Source organism: Gemmatimonadaceae bacterium (assembly GCA_036003045.1).
Classification (GTDB): Bacteria; Gemmatimonadota; Gemmatimonadetes; order Gemmatimonadales; family Gemmatimonadaceae; genus JAQBQB01.
Genome location: DASYSS010000052.1, coordinates 56,128 through 76,893 on the forward strand (window position 1 = coordinate 56,128; position 20,766 = coordinate 76,893).

Below are 20,766 nucleotides of genomic sequence, written 5' to 3' on the forward strand. Positions count from 1 at the left end.
GTAGGTCGAAGCACCCCATCCGGTGACCTGCGCTGTTGATCGCGTCCCTCGTTCTCGTCTTCACGCTCCAGCTGGACGGCGGGCGGCCGCGTGCGCCCGCGGCCGACGTCGCCGCGCTCGTCGCTCGCGCTCGCGCCGCCCGGCTACAGCAGGACGCCGAGCTCGCCGCGTACCAGGTCATCACACGGCAACGGATGTCATCCAGCATCGGGCTCGCGGCCGGGCTCACCGGGACTGGCGTTGCCGCGGCGGTGCGCGGAGGATCGCTCGGGACTCTCGGCGCCCTCGGCGCAATGCGGCTCGCGGCGCGCTACGAATCGGTGGCGCGGCTCGGGTGGGACCACAAGCTCGGCGCATGGGGCGAAGTCATCGGTGCCCGCGCCGTCGTGCCGCTCATCGGTTTGGTAAAGACCGAGCCGGACAATGACGGCGAAGTGCCACTGATCCTTCCGTTCTATCCGGGGCGGGACCGTCTCTGGCCGACGACCGAAGTCGCGAACGACTTGCCGAAGTTCAAGGACTGGATCGAGCATCCGCTCGCGGCGGGCGCGGACAGCGTCTATCGCTTCTCGCTCGGTGACTCGATCAACATTCGGCTCCCCGACACTCGCGTGATCCACCTTCGCGAGATCCGCGTACAGCCGCGCCGGCCGTCGTCACGCCTCATCGTCGGCTCGCTCTGGGTGGACGTCGCGACGGGGAACCTCGTGCGCGCGGCCTATCGGCCCTCGGTCCCCGTCGACCTATGGCCGTTCATGCAGCGCGAGATGAGTCCCAAGGACACCGGGGCGGTGCGGCACCTCGGCCCGTTCACGGGAACGATTCGCGAGATCATCGTCGATCACGGCCTGTTCGAAGGAAAATTCTGGTTGCCGACGACTCGGATCGCGACCGGAGAAGGATCGGCCGCCGGCGCGCGTGTGACGCTCTCTATCCAGCAGACGTTCGAGTATACGTCCGTCACCTCGATGCCGGCGGGACAGCCGCGCGCCAACACGGAGACGGCGCCGGACGTCGACCCGCGCACCGGTCGACCGCGGCGCCCGGTTTGGTGGAGCTCACCGCGCGGCTCACGCGAGTGTCGCCCGCCCGGCGACTCGTCGGCGAGATATTCCCCCGACTCTCTCGCGCGCGATGACAAGCTGGCCGTGCGCGTCGCCGAGGGCATTCCCTTCCGCGTGCTGATGCCGTGCACGAACGAGCAGTTGCTCGCGTCGCTTCCAGCGTCGATCTACTCACCGGGTGACGAGCTCTTTCCGAACACCGACTTCCAGGCGCTGCGCCGCGATGCCGAGTCGGCGCTCGCGATCGACAAACAGGCCGACTGGAATCCGCAGCGGCCGAAGATTCACTACGGCATCGACGACGGCATGCTCCGCTACAACAGGATCGAAGGGCTGTCGCCGGGAATCGGCTTGGACGGAGAGTTGGGGCAGGGTTACACGGCCGGCGGGCTCGCGCGCATTGGATTCGCCGACCATCAACCGCTCGCCGAGGCGTACCTGCAGCGCGGCAACGTCGCGACGTCGATCCGCGGCACGCTCTATCGGCGTCTCGACGCCGCGAACGACTGGGGAAACCCGCTCGGACTCGGCGCCTCGATCGCCGCCGCTGCATTCGGTCGCGACGACGGCATCTACTTTCGAACGGTCGGCGCCGAGTTGACCGGCGTGCGAAAGAGCTCGAGCGAGCGCGTCACCGTCTCGTGGCGCGTGTTCGGCGAGCGGCAGACGACCGCGGAGGTGGCGACGCAGCGCTCGCTCGCCAACGTTTCCAAGGCCGCGCCATTCGACACCAACATCGTCGCGAACGAAGGCTTCGTGGCGGGCGTCGCGGGCGGCGTGGCGTACTCGTGGGGCTTGGATCCGCGCGGACTCGTCGTCAGCGGCAACACGCGCATCGAGGCTGCGCGCTGGCGCGACACCTACGCGCGCGGAATGACGGAGCTGACCATCGCCCATGGGTTCGGCGGCGACAAGCAGCTGACCCTCACCGGCGCGGCGGGATCCTCGCTCGGCGAAATGCCCGTGCAGCGTTTCTGGTACCTCGGCGGCCCGTACACCGTGCACGCGTATCGTGTGGGCTCCGCGGCCGGGGACGCGTTCTGGTTCGGCCGCGCTCAGATCGCGTCCGGGCACCCGCTCTTTCGGCAAGTCGTCTTTGGCGATCTCGGATGGGCCGGCGATCGCGATCAATTCGCGAGTGCGCACCCGTTGTCGTCGGCCGGCATTGGCGCCTCGACGCTCGATGGCCTGATCCGTCTCGACGTCGCACGCGCGATCTCGCCCGGCACACAGTGGCGGCTCGACCTCTACTTCGAGATCCGGTAGCTCTCGGTCGGCAGTGCCGGCCATCTTTCTCCGTTGTGACAATCCGCATCGTCGTCCCCGACGACTTTCCGCCGGCTCTCGCCGGCACCGCCGCCGAGCTCGCGCTTCGCGAGTTGGGCGACGTCGCCATTTACACTGAGCGCGGCGCCGATCGCGAAGCTGAGCTGATCCGGCGCATTCGCGACGCCGACGTCGTGGTGAACATCCGCGCTCACGCGCGCTTCACGGCGGAGGTGATTGCCGCGGCGCCGAAGTTGAGACTCATATCGGTGTGGGGAACGGGCACTGACCACATCGATCACGTCGCCGCGAACGCTCGCGGCGTGTCGGTGGTGAGCACTCCGGGCGTGAACGCGAACGCGGTGGCCGAGCACACGATGGCGCTCATGCTGGCGATCACGCGGCGAATTCCCGCTCTGGACCATGCCGTGCGCGCCGGCCAGTGGCCGCGCGGCATGCTCACGCAACTCGAGGGCAAGACGCTGGGCGTCGTCGGGCTGGGCGCGATCGGGACACGCGTCGCCGAGCTCGCGAAGCCGTTCGGTATGCGGCTGCTGGCGTCGACGCTCGGCGACGACGCGGGACGCTCGGCGGCCGTCGGCGCGAAGCACGTGCCGATCGACCAGCTGCTGCGCGAATCAGACGTGGTGTCGCTGCACCTCCGCCTCAGCGAGAAGACCGAGGGCTACATCGACGGTGCGCGTCTCGCACTGATGAAGCCGACCGCGTTCCTCGTCAACACCGCGCGCGCCGCGCTGGTCGATCGCGAGGCGCTCATCGCGGCGTTGCGTGACTCGCGCATGGCGGGAGCGGCGCTCGACGTCTTTCACGAGGAGCCGATCGCGGCCGCCGATCCGTTGCTCTCGCTGCCGAACGTCGTACTCACTCCGCACAACGCCGGGATGACGCCGGAGGTGATCGAGCTCGGCCTTCGGCGCGCGGTTCGGAACGTCGAGGCCTTTCTTGCGATGTGACGGCGACGTGCAACGAATCGCCATCTGTGAACGCCGTGGCTGACTACTCCCGCTCGAGCAATCGACTCACGATTGCCGCCACGTGCAACTCGGTGGTGTCGAGTACGGGAAGGTCGGCGATGGTCGGCGCTCGCAACAGCAAGGGCAGCTCGGTGCCGCCGAGGATGATTCCGTCGGCGTGGGTGCGATCGCGCACCCGGCGAACCAGCGCAATGAGCTCGTCGCGTGTTGCGTCCCGAAAGTCGCCTTTGAGCAGCTCCTCGACGTACCGGGCGTGGATCCACGCGCGCTCCGTTTCGTCGGGCACGACGACGTCGACCCCGTAACGCGCGCAGACGGCCGGGTAGAAATCCGCCTGCATGGTGAATCGCGTGCCAAGCAGCAGCGGCCGCCGAAGACCGCGCCGACGGGCTTCCCCGGCGCACACTTCGACGATGCTGAGCAACGGGACGGACGACGCGGCCGCCAACTCATCGAACACGAGATGCGGCGTATTCGCCGTCATCGCGACGAAGTCGACTCCGGCCCCCGTCAGTCGCCCGATCGACCCGAGCAGGTAATCGGTGAACGCCGCGCGATCGTCCGCGACGAGCCGCAGCGCTCGTGTCGAGTCGAGGCTGTCGATGACGATCGAAGGCGCCGACGATGAATCGTGCTTGGCCCAGCCGTCGAGGATGCGCCGATAGTAGTCGATGGTTGATTCGGGGCCGAGTCCACCGACGAGGCCGACTATGGTCATATGCGGTTGAAGCATACGATGGCCTTCCAGGCGCGAGACGCTACCTGCCTCGCACCGGGGTGATCTGCGCTTGCAACGCGAGCCAACTGCCGGAGCGTTTGACCCAGATGTCCGTGTAGCGGTTCGTGCCGGTGGTACCGTCGGCGCGTACGAATGGCGTGATCGCGGTGATCACGGCGACGTCGCCGAGGAGCTTGACGCGCACGCTGTCGAGGTTGAACGAGCGATTCGTCATCGGCCGTTGCGCCGCGGCGAGAAAATCCGCCCGTCGCACGACCGAGCCGTCGGGGCAGAGGCACTCGAACTCCGGCGCGAGGTGCGTGTCATACCACGCCGCGTCGCCCTTCATGAACGCGTCGACGTAGCCGCGATTCAGTTGGACCAGCTTGGCCCAGTCGCTTTGGGCCTCGAGGCGCGAGGCGAGGAGGGCGATGAGGAGGGAGCGGGCAAGGGTGGGGAGGCGCGCCATGGGTCGTATTGGACGCGTGTCGAGTTGTGAGGGAGGCCGTCGGTGCAACGCAGGCGTCGAGTTCCGCGATACTAATACCTCCGGGAAGGACCAAGAACGTAGCGGTTGCGCCGTCTCCCGGGTTAGTATCCCTCCGCGCCCCCACGACGGAGCCGGCCATCTCGAGATCAGTCGCACGATGACCCGTTGGGCCTGGGTCATCGACCAAACCCGCTGCATCGGCTGTCACGCCTGCACTACGGCGTGCAAGTCCGAAAACGATGTGCCGGTCGGCGTGTTCCGGACGTGGGTGAAGAACGTTGAAGTCGGAACGTTCCCCGAGGTCAAGCGGCACTTCGCGGTTCTTCGTTGCAACCATTGCGAGGACCCGCCGTGCGTCGAAGTCTGTCCGGTCACGGCGATGTATCAGCGGCCGGATGGTCTCGTGGACTTCGACCACGATGCGTGCATCGGGTGCAAAGCGTGCATGCAGGCCTGCCCGTACGACGCGATCTACATGGATCCCGACTCGAACACGGCGGCGAAATGCAACTTCTGCTCGCACCGTGTCGACGAAGGGCTGTTGCCGGCGTGCGTCGTCGTCTGTCCGGAGGAAGCGCTCCTCTTCGGCGACCTCGAGGACCCGACGAGCAAGGTCAGTCGCGCGCTGAAGGAGCACGACGTCAGCGTACGGCGGCCGGAGCAGGGCACGCATCCGCACGCGTTCTACATCGGCGCGCACGACGCCACGCTCGAGCCGTTGGCGGCGCGGCACGACGCTACCTATATGTGGTCGGATCGTGGGGCGCGGGACCGACGCGAACGCACTCCGCTTCCCCTCTACAAAGAGAAGGCCGCGCCGCCGGCGAGAGTGGCGTACGACGTGCCGCGGCAACGCACGTGGGGCTGGCCGGTCTCGTCGTACATCTGGACGAAAGGAATCGCCGCGGGGCTCGGCATGCTCGCCGGGATCGGCCAGTTCGTCGATCTCGGACTCGGCGACCGGTTGCTACGCATCGTCGCGCCGATCGTCGCGCTCGTTTTTCTCGGCATCACCGGCGCTCTTCTTGTCGGTGACCTCAAGCGTCCCGAGCGTTTTTGGACAATTCTCACTCGGCCACAATGGCGAAGTTGGCTCGCCCGTGGCGCGGTGATCATCACGATCTACGGTGTGCTGCTGACCGTGTGGCTCGCGCTCGCGTGGTTCGAGTCGGCGGCGCTTCGCGGCGTCATCGCGGGGCTGCTCGTCGTCGGCGGCGCGTTGACCGCCGGTTACACCGCGCCGCTCCTCGCGCAATGCGAGGGGCGCGATCTCTGGCAGAGCCGTCTCCTGTTGCCGCATCTCCTGGTTCACGCGTTCGCCGGAGGTCTCGCCGTCCTGATCTTCGCCGACGCCGTGAGCGGGATCAGCGGATCTCGCTCGCTCGTCGACGCGTTCGTCGTCGCGGCGATCGCCGCCGGCGCGCTCGCGCTGGCCGACGGGTTCAAAAGACACCACACGTCGAACGCGACGGCCGCGGCACACGCGCTCACGCGCGGCACGCAGGCGCGTCTCTTCTGGCTCTCGTTGGCACTCGGTGTCGTGCTCGCGGTGCCGCTCGCGTTCGCCGGACTGGCCGGACTCCTCGCCGCGCCGCTGCTCGCGCTCGCGGGGCTGTGGCTCCACGGCCACGCGTTCATTCTCGCCGGACAGGGCCCGCCCATCTCATGAGCGCGACGTCATCTCGGGAAAGTCTTCATCCCTCCGACGACGGTCGGATGCAGAAGGGCTTCTCTGCGTTCCCGCCGGTCGAGCGGTGGAACGATTGGGTCGAACGCGGACGACATTACAGTCTCGTTCCAACGACCTGCTTCAATTGCGAGGCGGCGTGCGGACTCGTCGCGTACGTCGACAATGAGACGAAGGAAGTCCGCAAGTTCGAGGGCAATCCGTACCATCCCGGCAGTCGCGGGCGGAATTGCGCGAAAGGGCCCGCGACGCTCAACCAGATCGCGGACCCCGAGCGAATCCTCTTTCCGCTGCGGCGTGTGGGCGCGCGCGGCGAGGGGGAGTGGGAGCGCGTGACGTGGAACGACGCGCTCGACGACCTCGCCGGCCGCATCCGCCGCGCGATTCAGGCGCGCACGCCGAACAAGATCATGTACCACGTCGGGCGCCCGGGTGAAGATGGCTACACCGAGCGGGTGCTCGCCGCGTGGGGCGTCGATGGACACAACAGCCACACGAACATCTGCTCGTCGGGCGCGCGCGCCGGCTACGCGTTCTGGATGGGGATGGACCGGCCGAGCCCCGACTACGCGAACGCGAAGTGCATCCTGCTCATTTCGGCGCATCTCGAGAGCGGGCACTACTTCAATCCGCACGCGCAACGAATCATCGAGGCCAAGCAGCGAGGCGCGACGATCGTCGTCATGGATCCGCGCCTCTCCAACACCGCGACGCACGCCGATCATTGGCTGCCGACGTACCCGGGCAGCGAAGTCGACGTGCTGCTGACGATCGCCAACGTGCTGATCCGCGAGCAGCTCTACGACCGCGAGTTCGTGCGTCGGTGGGTGAACTGGGAAGAATACCTTCGCGCGATCCACCCCGGCGCCGCCGTGACCTTTGACGTATTCGCCTATGATCTCGAGCGAATTTACGCCGACTATACGCCCGAGCGCACGGAACGGGAGACCGGCGTGCCCGCAAAAACGATCGTCGAGGTCGCGCGCGCCATCGGCAAAGCGGGGTCGGCCTTCAGCGCGCACAATTGGCGCGCCGCCGCGGCGGGAAACCTCGGCGGTTGGATGACGGCGCGCTGTCTCTTTTTCCTCAACGTGCTCACGGGGAGCGTGGCCACCGAAGGCGGCGTCGTTCCGAATTCGTGGACCAAGTTCGTGCCCGCGCCTCACGCTCGGCCGCCGCACCCGACGACGTGGAACGAGCTGACGTGGCCCAAGGAGTACCCGCTCGCGTTCTTCGAGATGAGCTTCCTGCTTCCGCATTTCTTGAAGGAGGGACGCGGCTCGCTCGACGTGTACTTCACGCGCGTGTACAACCCGGTCTGGACGAACCCCGACGGGTTCTCGTGGATCGAGGCGCTGCGCGACGAGTCGATGATCGGCCGACACGCGGCGCTCACGCCAGTGTGGAGCGAGACCGCCTGGTTCGCCGACTACGTGCTGCCCGTCGGACTCGGCAGCGAGCGGCACGACCTGGCGAGCTTCGAGACGCACGCGGGAAGCTGGATCGGATTTCGTCAGCCCGTGAAGCGCGCGATCGAAGAGCGGCTCGGCCACGACGTGGCCGATACGCGCGACGTCAACCCGGGCGAGGTCTGGGAGGAGAACGAATTCTGGATCGAGTTGTCGTGGCGCATCGACCCGGACGGCTCGATGGGAATTCGCAAACATTTCGAGTCGCCGTATCGGCCGGGCGAAAAGCTCCGCATCGACGAGTACTATCGATGGATCTTCGAGAACTCCGTGCCCGGGTTGCCCGAAGCGGCGGCGCGAGAGCAGCTCTCGCCGCTCGAGTTCATGCGTAAGTATGCGTCATTCGAGATTCCTGTGGGCGCGTACGGTCGGCACGAGGCGAAGGTGACGCCAGAGGAGATGGCCGAGTCGTCCGTCGACGAGCGGACGCAGCGCGTATTCACGGCGCGCGCGCCCCTGCCGTCGACGAACATCGTCCCGTTGCCGGCCCCGCCGGCGGATTCCCAAGGCAGACGCGCCGCGGGCGTGATGGTCGACGGCGAAGCGCTTCGTGGATTTCCGACGCCCTCGGGCAAGCTCGAGTTCTACTCGCCAACGCTCGCCGCGTGGGGCTGGCCCGAGCTGGCGATTCCGACGTCGATCGAGAGCCACGTTGCGACGTCGGCGCTCGACGTACACGCGGGCGAGGTCGTGCTTGTTCCGACCTTCCGGCTCCCGGTGCTCGTGCATACGAGAACTGGAAACGCGAAATGGCTGAACGAGATCGCTCACGCCAACCCGCTCTGGATTCATACGAGCGACGCCGCGAAGCTCGGTGTCGCGCTCGGGGATCTCGTGCGAGTCACCACGGAGATCGGGTACTTCGTGGTTCCCGCGTGGGTCACCGAAGGAATTCGCCCCGGCGTCGTCGCGTGCTCGCACCACATGGGCCGCTGGCGCGTCGCCGACGACCAAGGTATGGATCGCTGGAGCTCCGCGCTCGTTCGCCTCGAGGAAGGCGGCAACGGTCGTTGGCGCATGCGTCGCATGAAGGGCGTCGAACCCTTCGCCAGCGACGATCGCGATTCGGGTCGCGTGTGGTGGCAGAGCGCCGGCGTCCATCAGAACCTCACGTTCCCCGTGCATCCCGATCCGATCAGCGGCGCACACGCGTGGCACCAAAAAGTGCGCGTGACGAAGGCGGAGCCAGGGGATCAGGAGGGCGACATCGTCGTCGATACAGCGCGGAGTCACGCCGTGTACAAGGAGTGGCTGGCGAAGACGCGACCGGCGCCGGGGCCGGATGGGATGCGCCGGCCCTACTGGTTGCTGCGACCGTTGCGGCCGTCGATGGATGCCTATCGGCTTCCGGAAGAGCGCTAGACCGCTGCGCGAAACGCTAGTGTTTGCGGGGCCGCTCGACGGGCGTAAGCGCCTCTAGCCGTTTCCGCACTTCCGCGACGCGCGGCTGCAGTTCAGGGTCCGCGGTCTTCCACTGCTCCACGAGCGCGCGATATTGCGCGACGCTTTCGCCGTGTCGCCCTTCGCTTCGTACGCCGAGCGTTTTTTTTGGAGTTGCGCCGCAGATCCGAAGTCAGGGGGACCTCATCGTCGAGGGCCGGGGGACACGGGTGGGAGGAGACGGGGGAAGGTACGTCCTCGTAAGGCACGCCGCGAGGTTGGTGGTGACCGGTGTCCCCGTTCTTCTGCGTTCGACTCAGAAGAACTCACACTGGAATTCGGAATCCTGGGCTCTCCCCTCATTTGGCTCGTTTTGGCCAGCGCCGCGGTCGTCGCGTGCGGGCGCGATTTCGCCACCACACCACACACGGAACCGCAGCCTGACTTCGACCTAGTGCGCGTCGAAGACAATGCGTTGCCCGCTTTCGACAGCGGGGACTCCGTCGATCTCCAGGGCCTCGTCGAATATCGTGAGATCTATTTGGAGCGGGGCACGCTCACGCTGACGCTGGAGCAGGGGTCGCCGCGATTCGAGACGCTGCTGCACTACGCGTGGTACGCGGTCACCATCGACGAATCCGGCCAGCGTCACCTCGATCCGCGTGGCCTTCTCGATATTCGCGATCGCGGCTCGGTCGAATCCGATGCCTGGGGCAGGTTGCGTCTCAGATCCGATGTGTCGGGCGCCGAGCACATCGCGACGCCGACGAACGGCGGCTATTCCGTTCTTTACCGTCAGGTGGCGATCACGCAACCGCTGACATTGTTCTTCGGTCCACGGGCGCGCTAGTCGAAGTCCGCGTCGCTTCGTCGGCGGCGCGGCGGTGGCCGCTGCGTTAATGTCTTTCGTAGCCATGGCGACACGATCCGACGTCCGCCGCATCGCGCTCTCGTTTCCTGAAACCGAGGAGACCGACGGCCGTTTTGCCTTCTCGGTTCGCAACAAGAAAAAGCCGAAAGGCTTCGCCTGGGTCTGGATGGAGCGCGTCGTCCCCAAGAAGCCGCGCGTGGCCAACCCGGCGGTGCTTGCCGTGCGGGTGGCGAACCTGGGACAGAAAGACGCGCTGCTCGCCGCCGAGCCGAAGAAGTTTTTCACCGAGCCGCACTACAACGGATTTCCGGCCATCCTGGTGCGGTTGTCCGAGGTGAAGGTCAGCGAGCTGCGCATGTTGCTCGAGGAGGCCTGGCGGTGCATGGCCCCGACCGATCTCGTCGAGCAGCCTACGGGTCCGCCGTCTCCTCGGCGCAAGGCGCGTTCGCGTAGCCGGACCTGAACGGCGTCACCGTTCCCGCTGCCGGATCGAACCTGTGCCGCCACACGCACGCGGTGTCGTTCGCCAGTAGATGAATAGAGATCGACGGCTCGGCTGACGTCGTGCGTACGTAGTGGATGTCGTCCAACGGTGGAATGAGCGGGTAGAACTCGCCGGGACTCAGCGTTTGCTCCTTGGCGACCTCGAGCCGCGCACGCTTTTCGTCGCGGCCGTCGTCGAGACGGCGGTAGACGGTCTCGTGCTGCTCACCCCTGTAGATGCCGACGAGTCCCCACGCGAGGTGGTCGTGCACCGGGGTGGCCGCGCCCGCCGGAACGACGAGCGCGAATAGACAGAGCGAGCCGTCCTCGGCGCGGTAGAGCGCATATTGGCCGATGCCGTCGCCCATTCGGCTCGCGGTGTCCGCTCGCGTGTACTCGTCCGGCAGCCAACCGTCGGTCGACAGCAATTTTCCGAATGCCGGCTTGAGCCGCTCGATGCGTTCGGCGACGTCGTCGACAGTCGAACGCCGCTGAACCTCCTCGACCAATCCGCGAACCGCCGGAGCATCCACGAGAAATCCGAATCTGTCGTGATCGTGCCAGTGGTCTTGATTGCACACGGTAGAGCCTCGCTCGAGATGCGCCGCCTCCGACCGGGGCTGTGGATCGGGGGAACGCCGCATGAATGCGTCCATGCTAGGTCGCTCGTGCGATCGGTCGCAAGGAGCGCGCATCCAAGTCGGCTTCATCGTGACGGTGAGTGGGCTGATCCCTCGCTCGTCGCCCTCTACGGCGCGTCGCCGACAATGGTGTGGCGCAGAGCGCCCAGGCCGGGGCCATCTATTCAACCGCCGTGACGTTGGTCCTCGTCAGCTCAGGCTTGGCGTACTTGCTCGCGCTCGAGCGACTCCGGCCGGAACTCGACGACGAGCGGCAGTAGCTGCGCCGAAACGTTGCCCGTGTCGGCGCGGTTACCATTGGTTACTGGCGATGGTACGTGAGGCCGGCGCGCTGCGCCTGCTCGACCGCGATGACCATGCCGGGCACGAGACTGATACCCGGAATGATGTTCGCCTTGAGATCCTCGTACACCACCTTCGAATCGAGGCCGCGCTTCGCGGCGAGCAGACCCGAGAAGATCTCGAGCGCGTTGTTGCAGACGATGAGCGTCGCGCCGCGCTTCTGAAGCGCCTCGATGCTCGCCGCCGGAAGCGACATGCCGAGAATCGTCGGCGACGTGCGCCAGGGATTCTTCAGCACCGGCTTGCCGGTGGCCGGATCGTTCTCCTGAAGGAACTCGCCGAGCTGGTACCTCGCCCACGCGGCGTCGGTGAGCGCAAAGAACGTCGTGCCACCGTAGAACGTGAGCACCGCGTTGACGTCGGCGTCCTTCACGTTGAACGCCTTGTTGTACGTCTCGTAGTACTCGAAGACGTGGACGAGCGCGATGCCACCGTTGGGCGACGGGTTGTCGAAGAACTGCTTGTGCTTCGCCTTGAGACCGTCGAGCCAGCGGTTGCTCGGCTGAATGCCGGGCGCCGCGGCCGCGGCGACGGCGTACTGCGCGAGAATCGGCGCCGGACGCGCGATGACGGCGAGAACGGATGCCGCGACCGCGAGAACTGCCGAAACGATCGAGCGGTTGAGTCGGGTGGGATTGGACATTGCGACTTTCTCCAGTGAGTCGTGGTGTGAGCGACTCATTTTCTTTCGCTCACGTGCGCCTTAGACTCCGTGAATTCCGCCGCGAACCGGACATTACTCGACACGACATTCATTAGTGTTCAAACATGAATACAGAAGCGTTTTCGGATACACTATCCGCCCTCATGCGCGAGCTCGTGCACGGGTCGCCGGATCCGCGCGACGGCACCTACATGCTGAACCGCGGCGACCACGGACTCGTTGATTCGCTCGAGCGTGTATCCGCGGCCGCGGCGTCCGCTCCGCACGACGGCGGATCATCGATCGCGGCGCATGCCGATCACCTGCGCTACGGACTCTCGCTGCTCAACCGATGGTCGAACGGCGAAGTCGCGCCATGGCACGACGCCGACTGGACCGCGAGTTGGAAGAAAGGCGTCGTCACCGACGCCGAGTGGCGGACGCTCCGCGACGATCTACGCGCCGAGGCCGAAGCGTGGGTCACCGCACTCGCCAAACCGCGCGAACTGAGCGGGCGCGAGTTGGGCTGGGTCGCCGGCAGCGTCGCGCATCTCGCCTACCACCTCGGCGCGATCCGCCAGATCAACCGAGCCGCGCGCGGCCCGACCGCCGAAGACGAACGCCGCGCCGAGGAGGAGCTCCGCGGATAACTGCGGGTCACGGGGTCACCGGGCACGGGGATACCGGAACAGCGAGACGGGACCGAGCGTAGCGCGCGCAACCGCGACCCCGGTGCGCATGGCGGGCTCCCACCACGAAACGCTGAACGCGGTCTAGACGACGGGACGACGCTCGCCGTGACGCGTCGCTTGCTCGAACGCGTGCGCGAGTTGCAGCACGCTCCAATCGCCGCGATGACGTCCCACGATCTGTAGCCCGACGGGCAGTCCGCTCGCGCTGAACCCCGCCGGCACCGAGATCGCCGGGTTCGACATGAAGGTCACGTACCAGCACGAGCGCATCCAATCGATGTAGGTCGGCATCGCCACGCCGTTGATCGACGTCGGATACTCGGTGGTGCTGTCGAAGGGCTCGACCTGCGTCACGGGAAGCACGAAGTACTCGTACCTCCGGAAAAACTCCGTCGTGTCGTGGTACAGCTTGGCCTGGCGCACGCTCGCGCGCGCCACGTCGGCCGCGGTCTGACGCTCGGCCTCGGCGATCTCCCACTTCACGGTCGCCTTCACCAGGTCGGGATGCTGGCGCGCGAGGGCCGCATAGCTCGAGTGGTATGAGAGATGTCGAATGACCGGGAACGCTTCGTCGACGCCGCTGAAATCGGGCTCGGCGTCCTCGACCACGCAACCGAGCTGCTCGAACGACTTGCGATTCGCGTTCACGACACGCGTGATCTCCGGCTCGAACGGTATTCCGCCGAGATCCTTGAACCAGGCGACGCGCACTCCCTTGAACGAGCGGGTGAGCGGTGCCCGAAAGCGCGCGGGATCCTCGTCGATCGTGAGCGGATCGCTGGCGAGCGGACCGGCGATCGCGCTGAAGAAGAGCGCGAGGTCGGCGACGGTGCGCGCCATCGGTCCGCTCGTCGAAAGCGGCGACCAGGTGCCGTCCTCGTGTGGTACGCGGCCCGGCGACGGCCGGAATCCAACGACGTTGTTCCACGCGGCGGGATTGCGCAGCGATCCGCCCGTGTCGCTGCCGTCGGCGATCGGTACCATCCCGGTCGTGAGCGACGCGGCCGCGCCGCCGCTGCTCCCACCCACCGTCTTCGCGAGATTGTACGGGTTGTGCGTCGCGCCGAACACCGGATTGAACGTGTTCGATCCGGCGCCGAACTCGGGCGTGTTCGTCTTCCCGAGCGTGATGGCGCCCGCCGCGCGAATGCGCGTCACGATGAGCGCGTCCTTCGTCGGGACGTTGTCCTTGTAGAACGGCGACCCGAACGTCGTGCGGATGCCGGCGGTCGGGACGAGATCCTTGTGCGCGACCGGCAGCCCGTGCAACACGCCGAGCGGGCGGCCGTGCGCCTGTTGCTCGTCCGCTCTCGCCGCGTCGGCCATCGCGCGGTCGGCGACGAGCGTCACGATCGCGTTGATCTTCGGGTTGACGCGCTCGATCCGGGCGAGGTGCGCGGTCATGACGTCGCGCGCCGACACCTGCTTCTGGCGAATGCGGCGCGCGAGCTCGATGGCTGAAAGCGTGCAGAGCTCATCGCTCGAATTCGAGAGCGGTGAAGGTGAAGGCCGCGTCGCTGGTCCCGCCCCGTTCTCCGGCATCGGATCTGATTGTTGAAGCGTGGGAAGGATGCCGCCCAGAGCCGCGGCGCCGACGATCTGGTTGAAGGTGCGGCGACTGATCGGATCCTGCATCGGATGGGGGAGCGGAAGGAGGGAGGATCGCGGCGCAGAAGCTACGGCGGCTCCGAGTTCCGCGCCAACGCGCCCCAATGTCGTGGGGGACGCCTCGGAGGCACGGGCTCTGCGGGACGTACGACCCTCACTCCGAGGTGTCAATGACAGCCGTTCCGTTCACGATCGACGTTCCTCAAGCGGTTCTCGACGATCTGCAACGCCGCCTTCAGGCGACCCGGTGGATCGACGACCTCAACGATCCCGGCTGGAGCCACGGGCTCAGCATTCCGTACATGCGCGAGCTCGTCGCTTACTGGCACAGCGCCTTCGACTGGCGAGCGCAAGAGGACTCGCTGAATGGTTTCCCGAACTTCCGTACCGACGTGAAGGGCGGGCAGATCATTCATTTCATTCACGAACAGGGAAAAGGGCCCGATCCGCTGCCGATCATTCTCACGCACGGATTTCCCGATTCGGTGCTCCGGTTCGCCAAGCTCATTCCGATGCTGGCCGACCCCGCCGCGTACGGCGGCGATCCCGCCGACGCGTTTCACGTCGTCGCGCCGAGCCTCCCAGGATACGGATTCTCCGACAAGCCGCATGACGGCACATCGCTATTTCAAGTCGGCGACATGTGGCACGACCTCATGACGCGCGTGCTCGGCTACGACCACTACGTCGCCCACGGCGGCGATTGGGGAAGCACGATCACCGATTTTCTCGCGCGCGATCACAGCGACGCGGTGTTGGCGATTCACCTCACCGACGTTCCGTTCTATCACGCCCTCGCCGGGGCGCCCACTGATCCGAGTCGCGCCGAGCGGGACTATCTCGACTTCGTCGCGAAGTTTCAGCCGAGCCAAGGAGCGTACGCGTTCGTTCAGGGCGCGCAGCCCCAGGTCGTGGCGACGGGCCTGAACGACTCGCCGGCCGGACTGGCCGCGTGGATCGTCGAGAAGTTTCGTCGTTGGAGCGACTGCGACGGCGACGTCGAACGCGCGTTCACCAAGGACGAACTGCTCGCCAACGTCATGCTGTACTGGGTCACGCAGACGATCAACTCGTCGTTCCTTCCGTACTACGATGTGACTCAAGCCGGAGCGATGACCTGGCTACGCCAGAAGTTGAATGAATGGAAGGGCTCGGACGAAGTGCCGGCGGCGTTCGCGATGTTCCCGAAAGATCTTTCCAGCCCGCCGCGCGAATGGGCGGCACGGTTCTACAACGTTCAGCGTTGGACACCGATGCCGCACGGCGGCCATTTCGCGGCGCTCGAGGAGCCGGACCTCCTCGCAAACGACCTCCGCACCTTCTTTCGGCCATTTCGCGGCATGATGGCCGCGATGCGAAGCGAATTGTTCAAGAGCGGAGACTGACGCTCTCGGGTTACCGGGAAACCGGGTACCGGGATACCGGAACGGCGAGACCAGGTGAACCGATGATGAGGCTCCGTCGTGTCACGCACTCCCGGTATCCCGGTGCCCGGCTCCCGGTTTCCCGCTAGTCGTTAACAACGATTTGTATCTTGCAGCATGAGCACCGCAATGCCGGTCCGCCTGCAGCTCGCGACGCGATGGCAGCGTTTCGTGGGCCAGATGATCGACAGCGCATTCGGCGGCATTCCGCTCGCGCTCACGCCGGCGATCATGGGCTTCAACCCGGTGCTCGGAGCCATCTGGGGAAAGGCTGCCTGGGTCTGGATGGCGCTCTACTTGGCCTTCGGCGACGGGCTGCACGGCGGACAGAGCTTTGCCAAGCAATGGCTCGGCATGCGCGTCGTCGATGCAGACACCGGCGCGCCGTGCGGCTGGGGCGATTCGTTCATCCGCAACGTCTTCTCGATCCTCGGCCCGATCGACGCGCTGTTCATCTTCGGCGAAGAGCATCAGCGTTTGGGCGACAAGGCCGCGGGAACGGTCGTGATCGTGGCAGATTAGCGGTTCCCCGGCCCCCCGGGCCCGCGGCTCAGCGGCCATTGCCTCAACACTTGATGTAGTGACCGGATCGTTGTATCGTGCCGAGCATGACGACCCGCGAACTCGACCTACTGCAGGGCACGCTCGACGTGCTCGTGCTGCGCGCGCTGTCCTGGGGACCGATGCACGGATACGGCGTCGCGCGATTCATTCGTGACGGATCGGCCGGCAGCTTCAAGGTGCTCGACGGGGCGCTCTACACGTCGCTGCATCGCATGGAAGAGCGCGGCTGGGTGTCGTCGGAATGGGGCAGCTCCGACAAAAAGAAGCGCGCCAAGTTCTACCGGCTGACCGCGGGCGGCCGACGCGCGCTGCGTGCGGAGACGGAATCGTGGAACGACTACGCGGCGGCGGTCGCGCGGGTGATGGTCGCCGTTCCGGCGGTCGCCGAGTCATGACCGCGTCGCGCTGGTATCGCTACCTGCGCTTCTGGCGCCGCGACGTCCGCGCGGACATCGACGACGAGCTGCACTTCCACTTCGAAGCGCGCATCGAGGAGCTGACCTCGAGCGGGATGTCGCCCCGCGAGGCGCGTGCGCGGGCGATCGCCGAATTCGGCGACGTCGACGAAGTGCGCCGTGGGTTGCGCGAGATCGACGATCGCCTCGCTCGCCGCCGCGACCGGCTCGAGTGGTTCGACGCGCTGCGACAGGACGTCGTCTACTCGCTTCGATCGCTGCGTCGCGCCCCCGCGGTGTCGCTCACGATCATCGTGACGCTTGCACTCGGACTCGGCGTGAACGCGGCGATGTTCTCGTTGCTCGACGCGATCTTCGTGCGGCCGCCGGCGGGAGTGGTGAGGCCGGCGGAAATACGCCGGCTCTGGAGCGAGCGGCGATTCTCGAGCGGCAGACAGTTTTGGTCCGGATTCGACTACGCGTCCTACGACGCGATGCTGGCCTCACTCGGCGACAAGGCTGATCTCTTCTCGTACACGCCTCCGTGGCCAATCTCGATGGGCATCGGCGAGGATCCGCCGAAGGCGGAGGTGAGCAGCGCGAACGCCAACTACTTCCGCGTGCTCGGCATTCGGCCGGCGATGGGACGCTTCTACACCGCCGAGGAAGATCGCGTCGATGCACCGGCCGCGGTCGTGGTGGTGAGCGATGCATTCTGGCGCCGGCGGTTGGACGCGGATCCCAAGGTCGTTGGACGATCGATCGAATTGCTCGAAGACCGATATGGCAAGCCTCTACTTCGGCCCTACACGATCATCGGAGTTACGCCACCACGATTTACCGGCATCGATCTGGATGCCGCGGAAGTTTGGCGACCGATCGGTTCCGGTCTCCCGCAGGGAAAGGCGCCATGGTACCGCAGTCCGTTCGTAAACGGCTTTCAAGTCGTGATGCGTATGTCGCCGGACGCGCGCGAAGGTGAGCTTGCTCAACGGGCGACAAACCGGCTGCGCGCAGGGGACGTCGGCTATAGAAAAGACTCGACTACGGTGGCGGTCTTCGGCGCGATCGTCGCGGCGCGTGGGCCCGGAAAGCTCGATAGCAGCGTACAAGTCGCGACGCGGCTCGGTGGCGTCGCGATCATCGTGCTGATCGTGGCGTGCGCGAACATCGTGAACCTGCTTCTCGCGCGGGCCGTGCGTCGCCGCCGAGAGATCGCAATCCGGCTCACGCTCGGCGTGTCGCGATCGCGGCTCGTGAGGCTGCTTGTCACTGAGAGCATCCTGTTGGCACTCGCCGCGGCGGCCGCCGCGGCGATCGCCGCGCTCTGGGGCGGAACACTTCTTCGTCACCTGCTGACTCCCGAGATTCATTGGGCCGATTCGCCGTTGAACCCGCGCGTGCTGACATTCGCTGGTCTCGCGGCAATCACGTCAGGATTCATCGCCGGCCTCGTGCCCGCGCTGCAAACGCTCTCGCCGGATTTGACGAATGCCCTCAAGGCGGGAGCGCGCGAAGGGACGTCGCGCCCGTCGCGACTTCGGTCGTCGCTCATCGTGGTGCAGGCAGCGCTGTCCGTTGTGCTCGTCGTCGGCGCGGCGCTTTTCGTAAGAAGCCTGTCGAACGTCGAATCCTTCGACATCGGCTATACCGTGAATCGTCTCGCCTTCGTTCGGCTCGCCAACGCCGCTCTCGACAGCACGGCGAAACGAGTGCAGTCCGATCGTTTGCTGGCGATGCGGGAGCGCTTCGAGAGAATTCCCGGCGTCGAACGAGTCGCCTACACGTCGAGTCGGCCGATCTACGCCATCCAGTTCATGGACTACGCGCCCGACGCCGATACACTCGCGCACAAGAAACCGCCCGGGATCTACACGGCCGTCTCCGCTGGATTCTTCGCCGCGACTGGGACGCGGTTGCTCCGCGGCCACGACTTTTCGCCGTCGCCCGGGCCGAGTGATCCCTACGGTGTGGTCGTGAATCAGGCCATGGCCGAGGCGCTCTGGCCGCACGAGGATCCCATCGGCCGGTGCATCCGCTTCGAGAAATCGCCGGTGTGCGCGACGGTGATCGGGGTCGCTCAGACGGCGATGCTCACGGAAGTCAGAGAGGATCCATCGCCGCACATGTACGTCCAATTGGACCACATGCCGTTCCGCGGCTGGGGCGTCGGCGACATCGTCCTGCGCGTCGATCCAAGCCGCACGACCGCCGTGCTCAACGAAATGCGGTCGATGCTGCGCAACGAATTTCCAAACGTCTACTCGCGCTCGACGACGATGGCCGCGTCGATGGAACCCGAGTATCGCCCGTGGCGACTCGGCGCGACGCTGTTCACGCTGTTCGGATTGCTCGCCCTCGTCGTCGCGGGGGTTGGTGTGTACAGCAGCGTGTCGTACGGCGTGAGCCAACGCACGCACGAGTTCGGCGTGCGCGCGGCGCTGGGCGCGACGACGAGCAACGTGCTGTCTCAGGTGCTCGGCGAAGGCCTTCGCACGGTCGCAATCGGCGTCGCCGTCGGTGTCGCGCTCGCGCTCGCCGCGGGTCGATTGGTCGCGTCGCTCCTCTACGGCGTCAAGGCAAACGATCCCGGCGCGATGACGATCGCCGCGATCGCCCTGCTTTCAATCGCCGCGGTCGCGTCGCTCGTTCCCGCATGGCGCGCCGCCAAGGCCGATCCGGTCGAAGCCTTGCGCGCCGAGTAGTCACCGGGCGCTGTGAGCGCTCACGATCGCCGGCGATGGTAGTAGAAGTCGTATGTCGTCGTCCACGTCGCGCCGCCGTCGTTCGACAGCTCGCCGTGCTGGCGCACGGTGCTGTCGTTCACCGGTGTGAACGTGAGCCGCTGCAGCCGTTGCGCGGGCGCTGACGCCGCGGGTCGCGCGATCAGCGACAACGATCCGTCGTGCCACTCGCTCTCGCGATACTCGGTCACGGCGCCGCCCTGTCCCACCCAGTACTGCTGCCACTGTTTCGCAGCCGGGTTGAACGCGTTGAGACTCTTGCCGGTCGTGCCGTTCAACGCGGTCCAGTTTTCGAGCAACCCGCATCCGCCGGCCATCGACTGCACGCTGCTCGATCCCACGGCGTGGCCGTCGGGAGTTGTGACCTGCCATTCGCCGACCCAGAAGTCGAAGCGATGCCGATCCGCGTTGCCGGCGCACGGGTTCGGCGGAGGTCCGCTGGGAGCCGAGGCCCCGGTCTGACCTGGTGCGACTCGCGCGCAGGCGACGAGAGTCGCGACGGTGATGACTCGGCTGAGTGAACGCATGCGGCCTCCCTGGTGGCGCGACGGGTCGCATTCTACGTCGCGCGGCCGGCGGAGCCATTGTTTAGGCCAAAGGCTTACAAGACTCGCGGGGTTTGTTAACGGGGGACGGGTTGGACGGGTGGACCGGTGGACCGGTTAAAATTCAGACATATGACTCGGCAACTTCGGTTTCTCGTTTGCGCTTCGACTGCTCTGGTGGTCGGCGCGTGTCGCGCCGCGGATCAGCCGGCGATGTCGATGGCGGAGATCAAGATCCCGCCGGGCGCCAATTATACGGCGGCGGATGTCCGCTTCATGCAGGGCATGATCCACCATCACGGGCAGGCGCTGAAGATGGCGGCGATGGCGCCGACGCACGGCGCGGGGCCTTCGGTAAAGCTCCTCTGCGAGAAGATCAACGTCTCGCAGAAGGACGAGATCGCGTCGATGACGACGTGGCTCAAGGAGCGAAATCAGGCCGTCCCCGACCCGAACGATCCGCATCCGATGATGATGCCCGGGATGCTGACCGATGCGCAGCTCGCGGCACTCGACCAGGCGCGCGACACCACGTTCGACCGATTGTTTCTCACCGACATGATCCAGCACCACGAAGGCGCGATCAAAATGGTCAAGGATCTCTTCGCGACGCCGGGTGCGGGGCAGGCATCGGAGATGTTTCGCTTCGCGTCGGACGTGGACGCGGACCAGCGAGGTGAGATTGCGCGAATGCAGGCCATGCTGGCGTCGCCGACGCACAGCGTGACCACTCCCGCTCAATAGC

Annotated in this window: 19 protein-coding genes; 13 read left to right on the plus strand and 6 right to left on the minus strand. The window is 66.3% G+C overall.

The window, feature by feature from the left end; genetic code table 11:
- Window positions 1-35 precede the first annotated feature (35 nt).
- Both VGQ44_13790 and VGQ44_13795 read left to right on the plus strand, forming a co-directional pair.
- The gene (locus tag VGQ44_13790) at window positions 36-2,330 is read left to right on the plus strand and encodes a hypothetical protein (GenBank protein ID HEV8447897.1); all 2,295 of its coding nucleotides are present in this window, start codon (window positions 36-38) and stop codon (window positions 2,328-2,330) included.
- A gap of 35 nt (window positions 2,331-2,365) precedes the next feature.
- Window positions 2,366-3,304, plus strand: coding sequence for an NAD(P)-dependent oxidoreductase (locus VGQ44_13795; GenBank protein HEV8447898.1), 939 nt, complete (start codon window positions 2,366-2,368; stop codon window positions 3,302-3,304).
- A gap of 43 nt (window positions 3,305-3,347) precedes the next feature.
- Here VGQ44_13795 and VGQ44_13800 read toward each other — a convergent pair whose 3' ends face one another.
- The gene (locus VGQ44_13800) at window positions 3,348-4,058 is read right to left on the minus strand and encodes an amino acid racemase (protein ID HEV8447899.1); all 711 of its coding nucleotides are present in this window, start codon (window positions 4,056-4,058) and stop codon (window positions 3,348-3,350) included.
- Between the two features lie 25 nt (window positions 4,059-4,083).
- Window positions 4,084-4,512: a nuclear transport factor 2 family protein gene (locus VGQ44_13805; GenBank protein ID HEV8447900.1), complete on the minus strand. Its 429-nt coding sequence runs from the start codon at window positions 4,510-4,512 to the stop codon at window positions 4,084-4,086.
- Between the two features lie 178 nt (window positions 4,513-4,690).
- On the opposite strand from VGQ44_13805, the gene VGQ44_13810 reads away from it, so the two are divergent.
- From VGQ44_13810 to VGQ44_13825, 4 genes are all read left to right on the plus strand, one after another.
- Window positions 4,691-6,202 (plus strand): 4Fe-4S dicluster domain-containing protein, encoded by a 1,512-nt coding sequence (locus VGQ44_13810; protein HEV8447901.1) that lies wholly within the window; start codon window positions 4,691-4,693, stop codon window positions 6,200-6,202.
- On the plus strand, window positions 6,199-9,051 hold the full coding sequence (locus VGQ44_13815; protein ID HEV8447902.1) for a molybdopterin-dependent oxidoreductase: 2,853 nt from the start codon (window positions 6,199-6,201) through the stop codon (window positions 9,049-9,051). The genes VGQ44_13810 and VGQ44_13815 overlap by 4 nt, the downstream gene beginning before the upstream one ends.
- 472 nt (window positions 9,052-9,523) lie before the next feature.
- Window positions 9,524-9,919, plus strand: a complete 396-nt coding sequence (locus VGQ44_13820; protein ID HEV8447903.1) for a hypothetical protein — start codon at window positions 9,524-9,526, stop codon at window positions 9,917-9,919.
- Window positions 9,920-9,983: 64 nt separating this feature from the next.
- Complete coding sequence (locus tag VGQ44_13825) at window positions 9,984-10,403, plus strand: MmcQ/YjbR family DNA-binding protein (GenBank protein HEV8447904.1); 420 nt, start codon at window positions 9,984-9,986, stop codon at window positions 10,401-10,403.
- Here VGQ44_13825 and VGQ44_13830 read toward each other — a convergent pair.
- Window positions 10,351-11,004, minus strand: coding sequence for a cysteine dioxygenase family protein (locus tag VGQ44_13830; protein ID HEV8447905.1), 654 nt, complete (start codon window positions 11,002-11,004; stop codon window positions 10,351-10,353). The two genes, VGQ44_13825 and VGQ44_13830, sit on opposite strands and share 53 nt — an antisense overlap.
- Before the next feature lie 191 nt (window positions 11,005-11,195).
- On the opposite strand from VGQ44_13830, the gene VGQ44_13835 reads away from it, so the two are divergent.
- A complete protein-coding gene (locus tag VGQ44_13835) occupies window positions 11,196-11,324 on the plus strand; it encodes a hypothetical protein (GenBank protein HEV8447906.1) in 129 nt (42 codons plus the stop codon).
- A gap of 41 nt (window positions 11,325-11,365) precedes the next feature.
- On the opposite strand, the gene VGQ44_13840 is transcribed toward VGQ44_13835, so the two are convergent.
- A complete protein-coding gene (locus VGQ44_13840) occupies window positions 11,366-12,049 on the minus strand; it encodes a hypothetical protein (GenBank protein HEV8447907.1) in 684 nt (227 codons plus the stop codon).
- A gap of 125 nt (window positions 12,050-12,174) precedes the next feature.
- On the opposite strand from VGQ44_13840, the gene VGQ44_13845 reads away from it, so the two are divergent.
- Complete coding sequence (locus VGQ44_13845; GenBank protein ID HEV8447908.1) at window positions 12,175-12,699, plus strand: hypothetical protein; 525 nt, start codon at window positions 12,175-12,177, stop codon at window positions 12,697-12,699.
- A 123-nt stretch (window positions 12,700-12,822) separates the two neighbouring features.
- Here the strand turns inward: VGQ44_13845 and VGQ44_13850 are convergent, their stop codons facing one another.
- Window positions 12,823-14,376, minus strand: coding sequence for an amidase (locus VGQ44_13850; GenBank protein HEV8447909.1), 1,554 nt, complete (start codon window positions 14,374-14,376; stop codon window positions 12,823-12,825).
- 143 nt (window positions 14,377-14,519) lie between these two features.
- Here VGQ44_13850 and VGQ44_13855 point away from each other — a divergent pair, with 143 nt between their 5' ends.
- The 4 genes from VGQ44_13855 to VGQ44_13870 all read left to right on the plus strand — a co-directional run bounded on the left by VGQ44_13855 (window position 14,520) and on the right by VGQ44_13870 (window position 19,437).
- Window positions 14,520-15,734 carry an epoxide hydrolase gene (locus VGQ44_13855; protein ID HEV8447910.1) on the plus strand — a complete coding sequence of 405 codons (1,215 nt, stop codon included), beginning with the start codon at window positions 14,520-14,522 and terminating at the stop codon, window positions 15,732-15,734.
- 156 nt (window positions 15,735-15,890) lie between these two features.
- A complete protein-coding gene (locus tag VGQ44_13860) occupies window positions 15,891-16,295 on the plus strand; it encodes an RDD family protein (GenBank protein HEV8447911.1) in 405 nt (134 codons plus the stop codon).
- An 86-nt stretch (window positions 16,296-16,381) separates the two neighbouring features.
- Window positions 16,382-16,732, plus strand: coding sequence for a PadR family transcriptional regulator (locus tag VGQ44_13865; GenBank protein ID HEV8447912.1), 351 nt, complete (start codon window positions 16,382-16,384; stop codon window positions 16,730-16,732).
- Window positions 16,729-19,437: an ADOP family duplicated permease gene (locus VGQ44_13870; protein HEV8447913.1), complete on the plus strand. Its 2,709-nt coding sequence runs from the start codon at window positions 16,729-16,731 to the stop codon at window positions 19,435-19,437. The genes VGQ44_13865 and VGQ44_13870 overlap by 4 nt, the downstream gene beginning before the upstream one ends.
- A gap of 20 nt (window positions 19,438-19,457) precedes the next feature.
- Here VGQ44_13870 and VGQ44_13875 read toward each other — a convergent pair whose 3' ends face one another.
- Window positions 19,458-20,003 carry a hypothetical protein gene (locus VGQ44_13875; GenBank protein ID HEV8447914.1) on the minus strand — a complete coding sequence of 182 codons (546 nt, stop codon included), beginning with the start codon at window positions 20,001-20,003 and terminating at the stop codon, window positions 19,458-19,460.
- 150 nt (window positions 20,004-20,153) lie between these two features.
- Between VGQ44_13875 and VGQ44_13880 the strand changes: the two genes are divergently transcribed.
- Complete coding sequence (locus VGQ44_13880; protein HEV8447915.1) at window positions 20,154-20,765, plus strand: DUF305 domain-containing protein; 612 nt, start codon at window positions 20,154-20,156, stop codon at window positions 20,763-20,765.
- Window position 20,766: the final 1 nt, after the last annotated feature.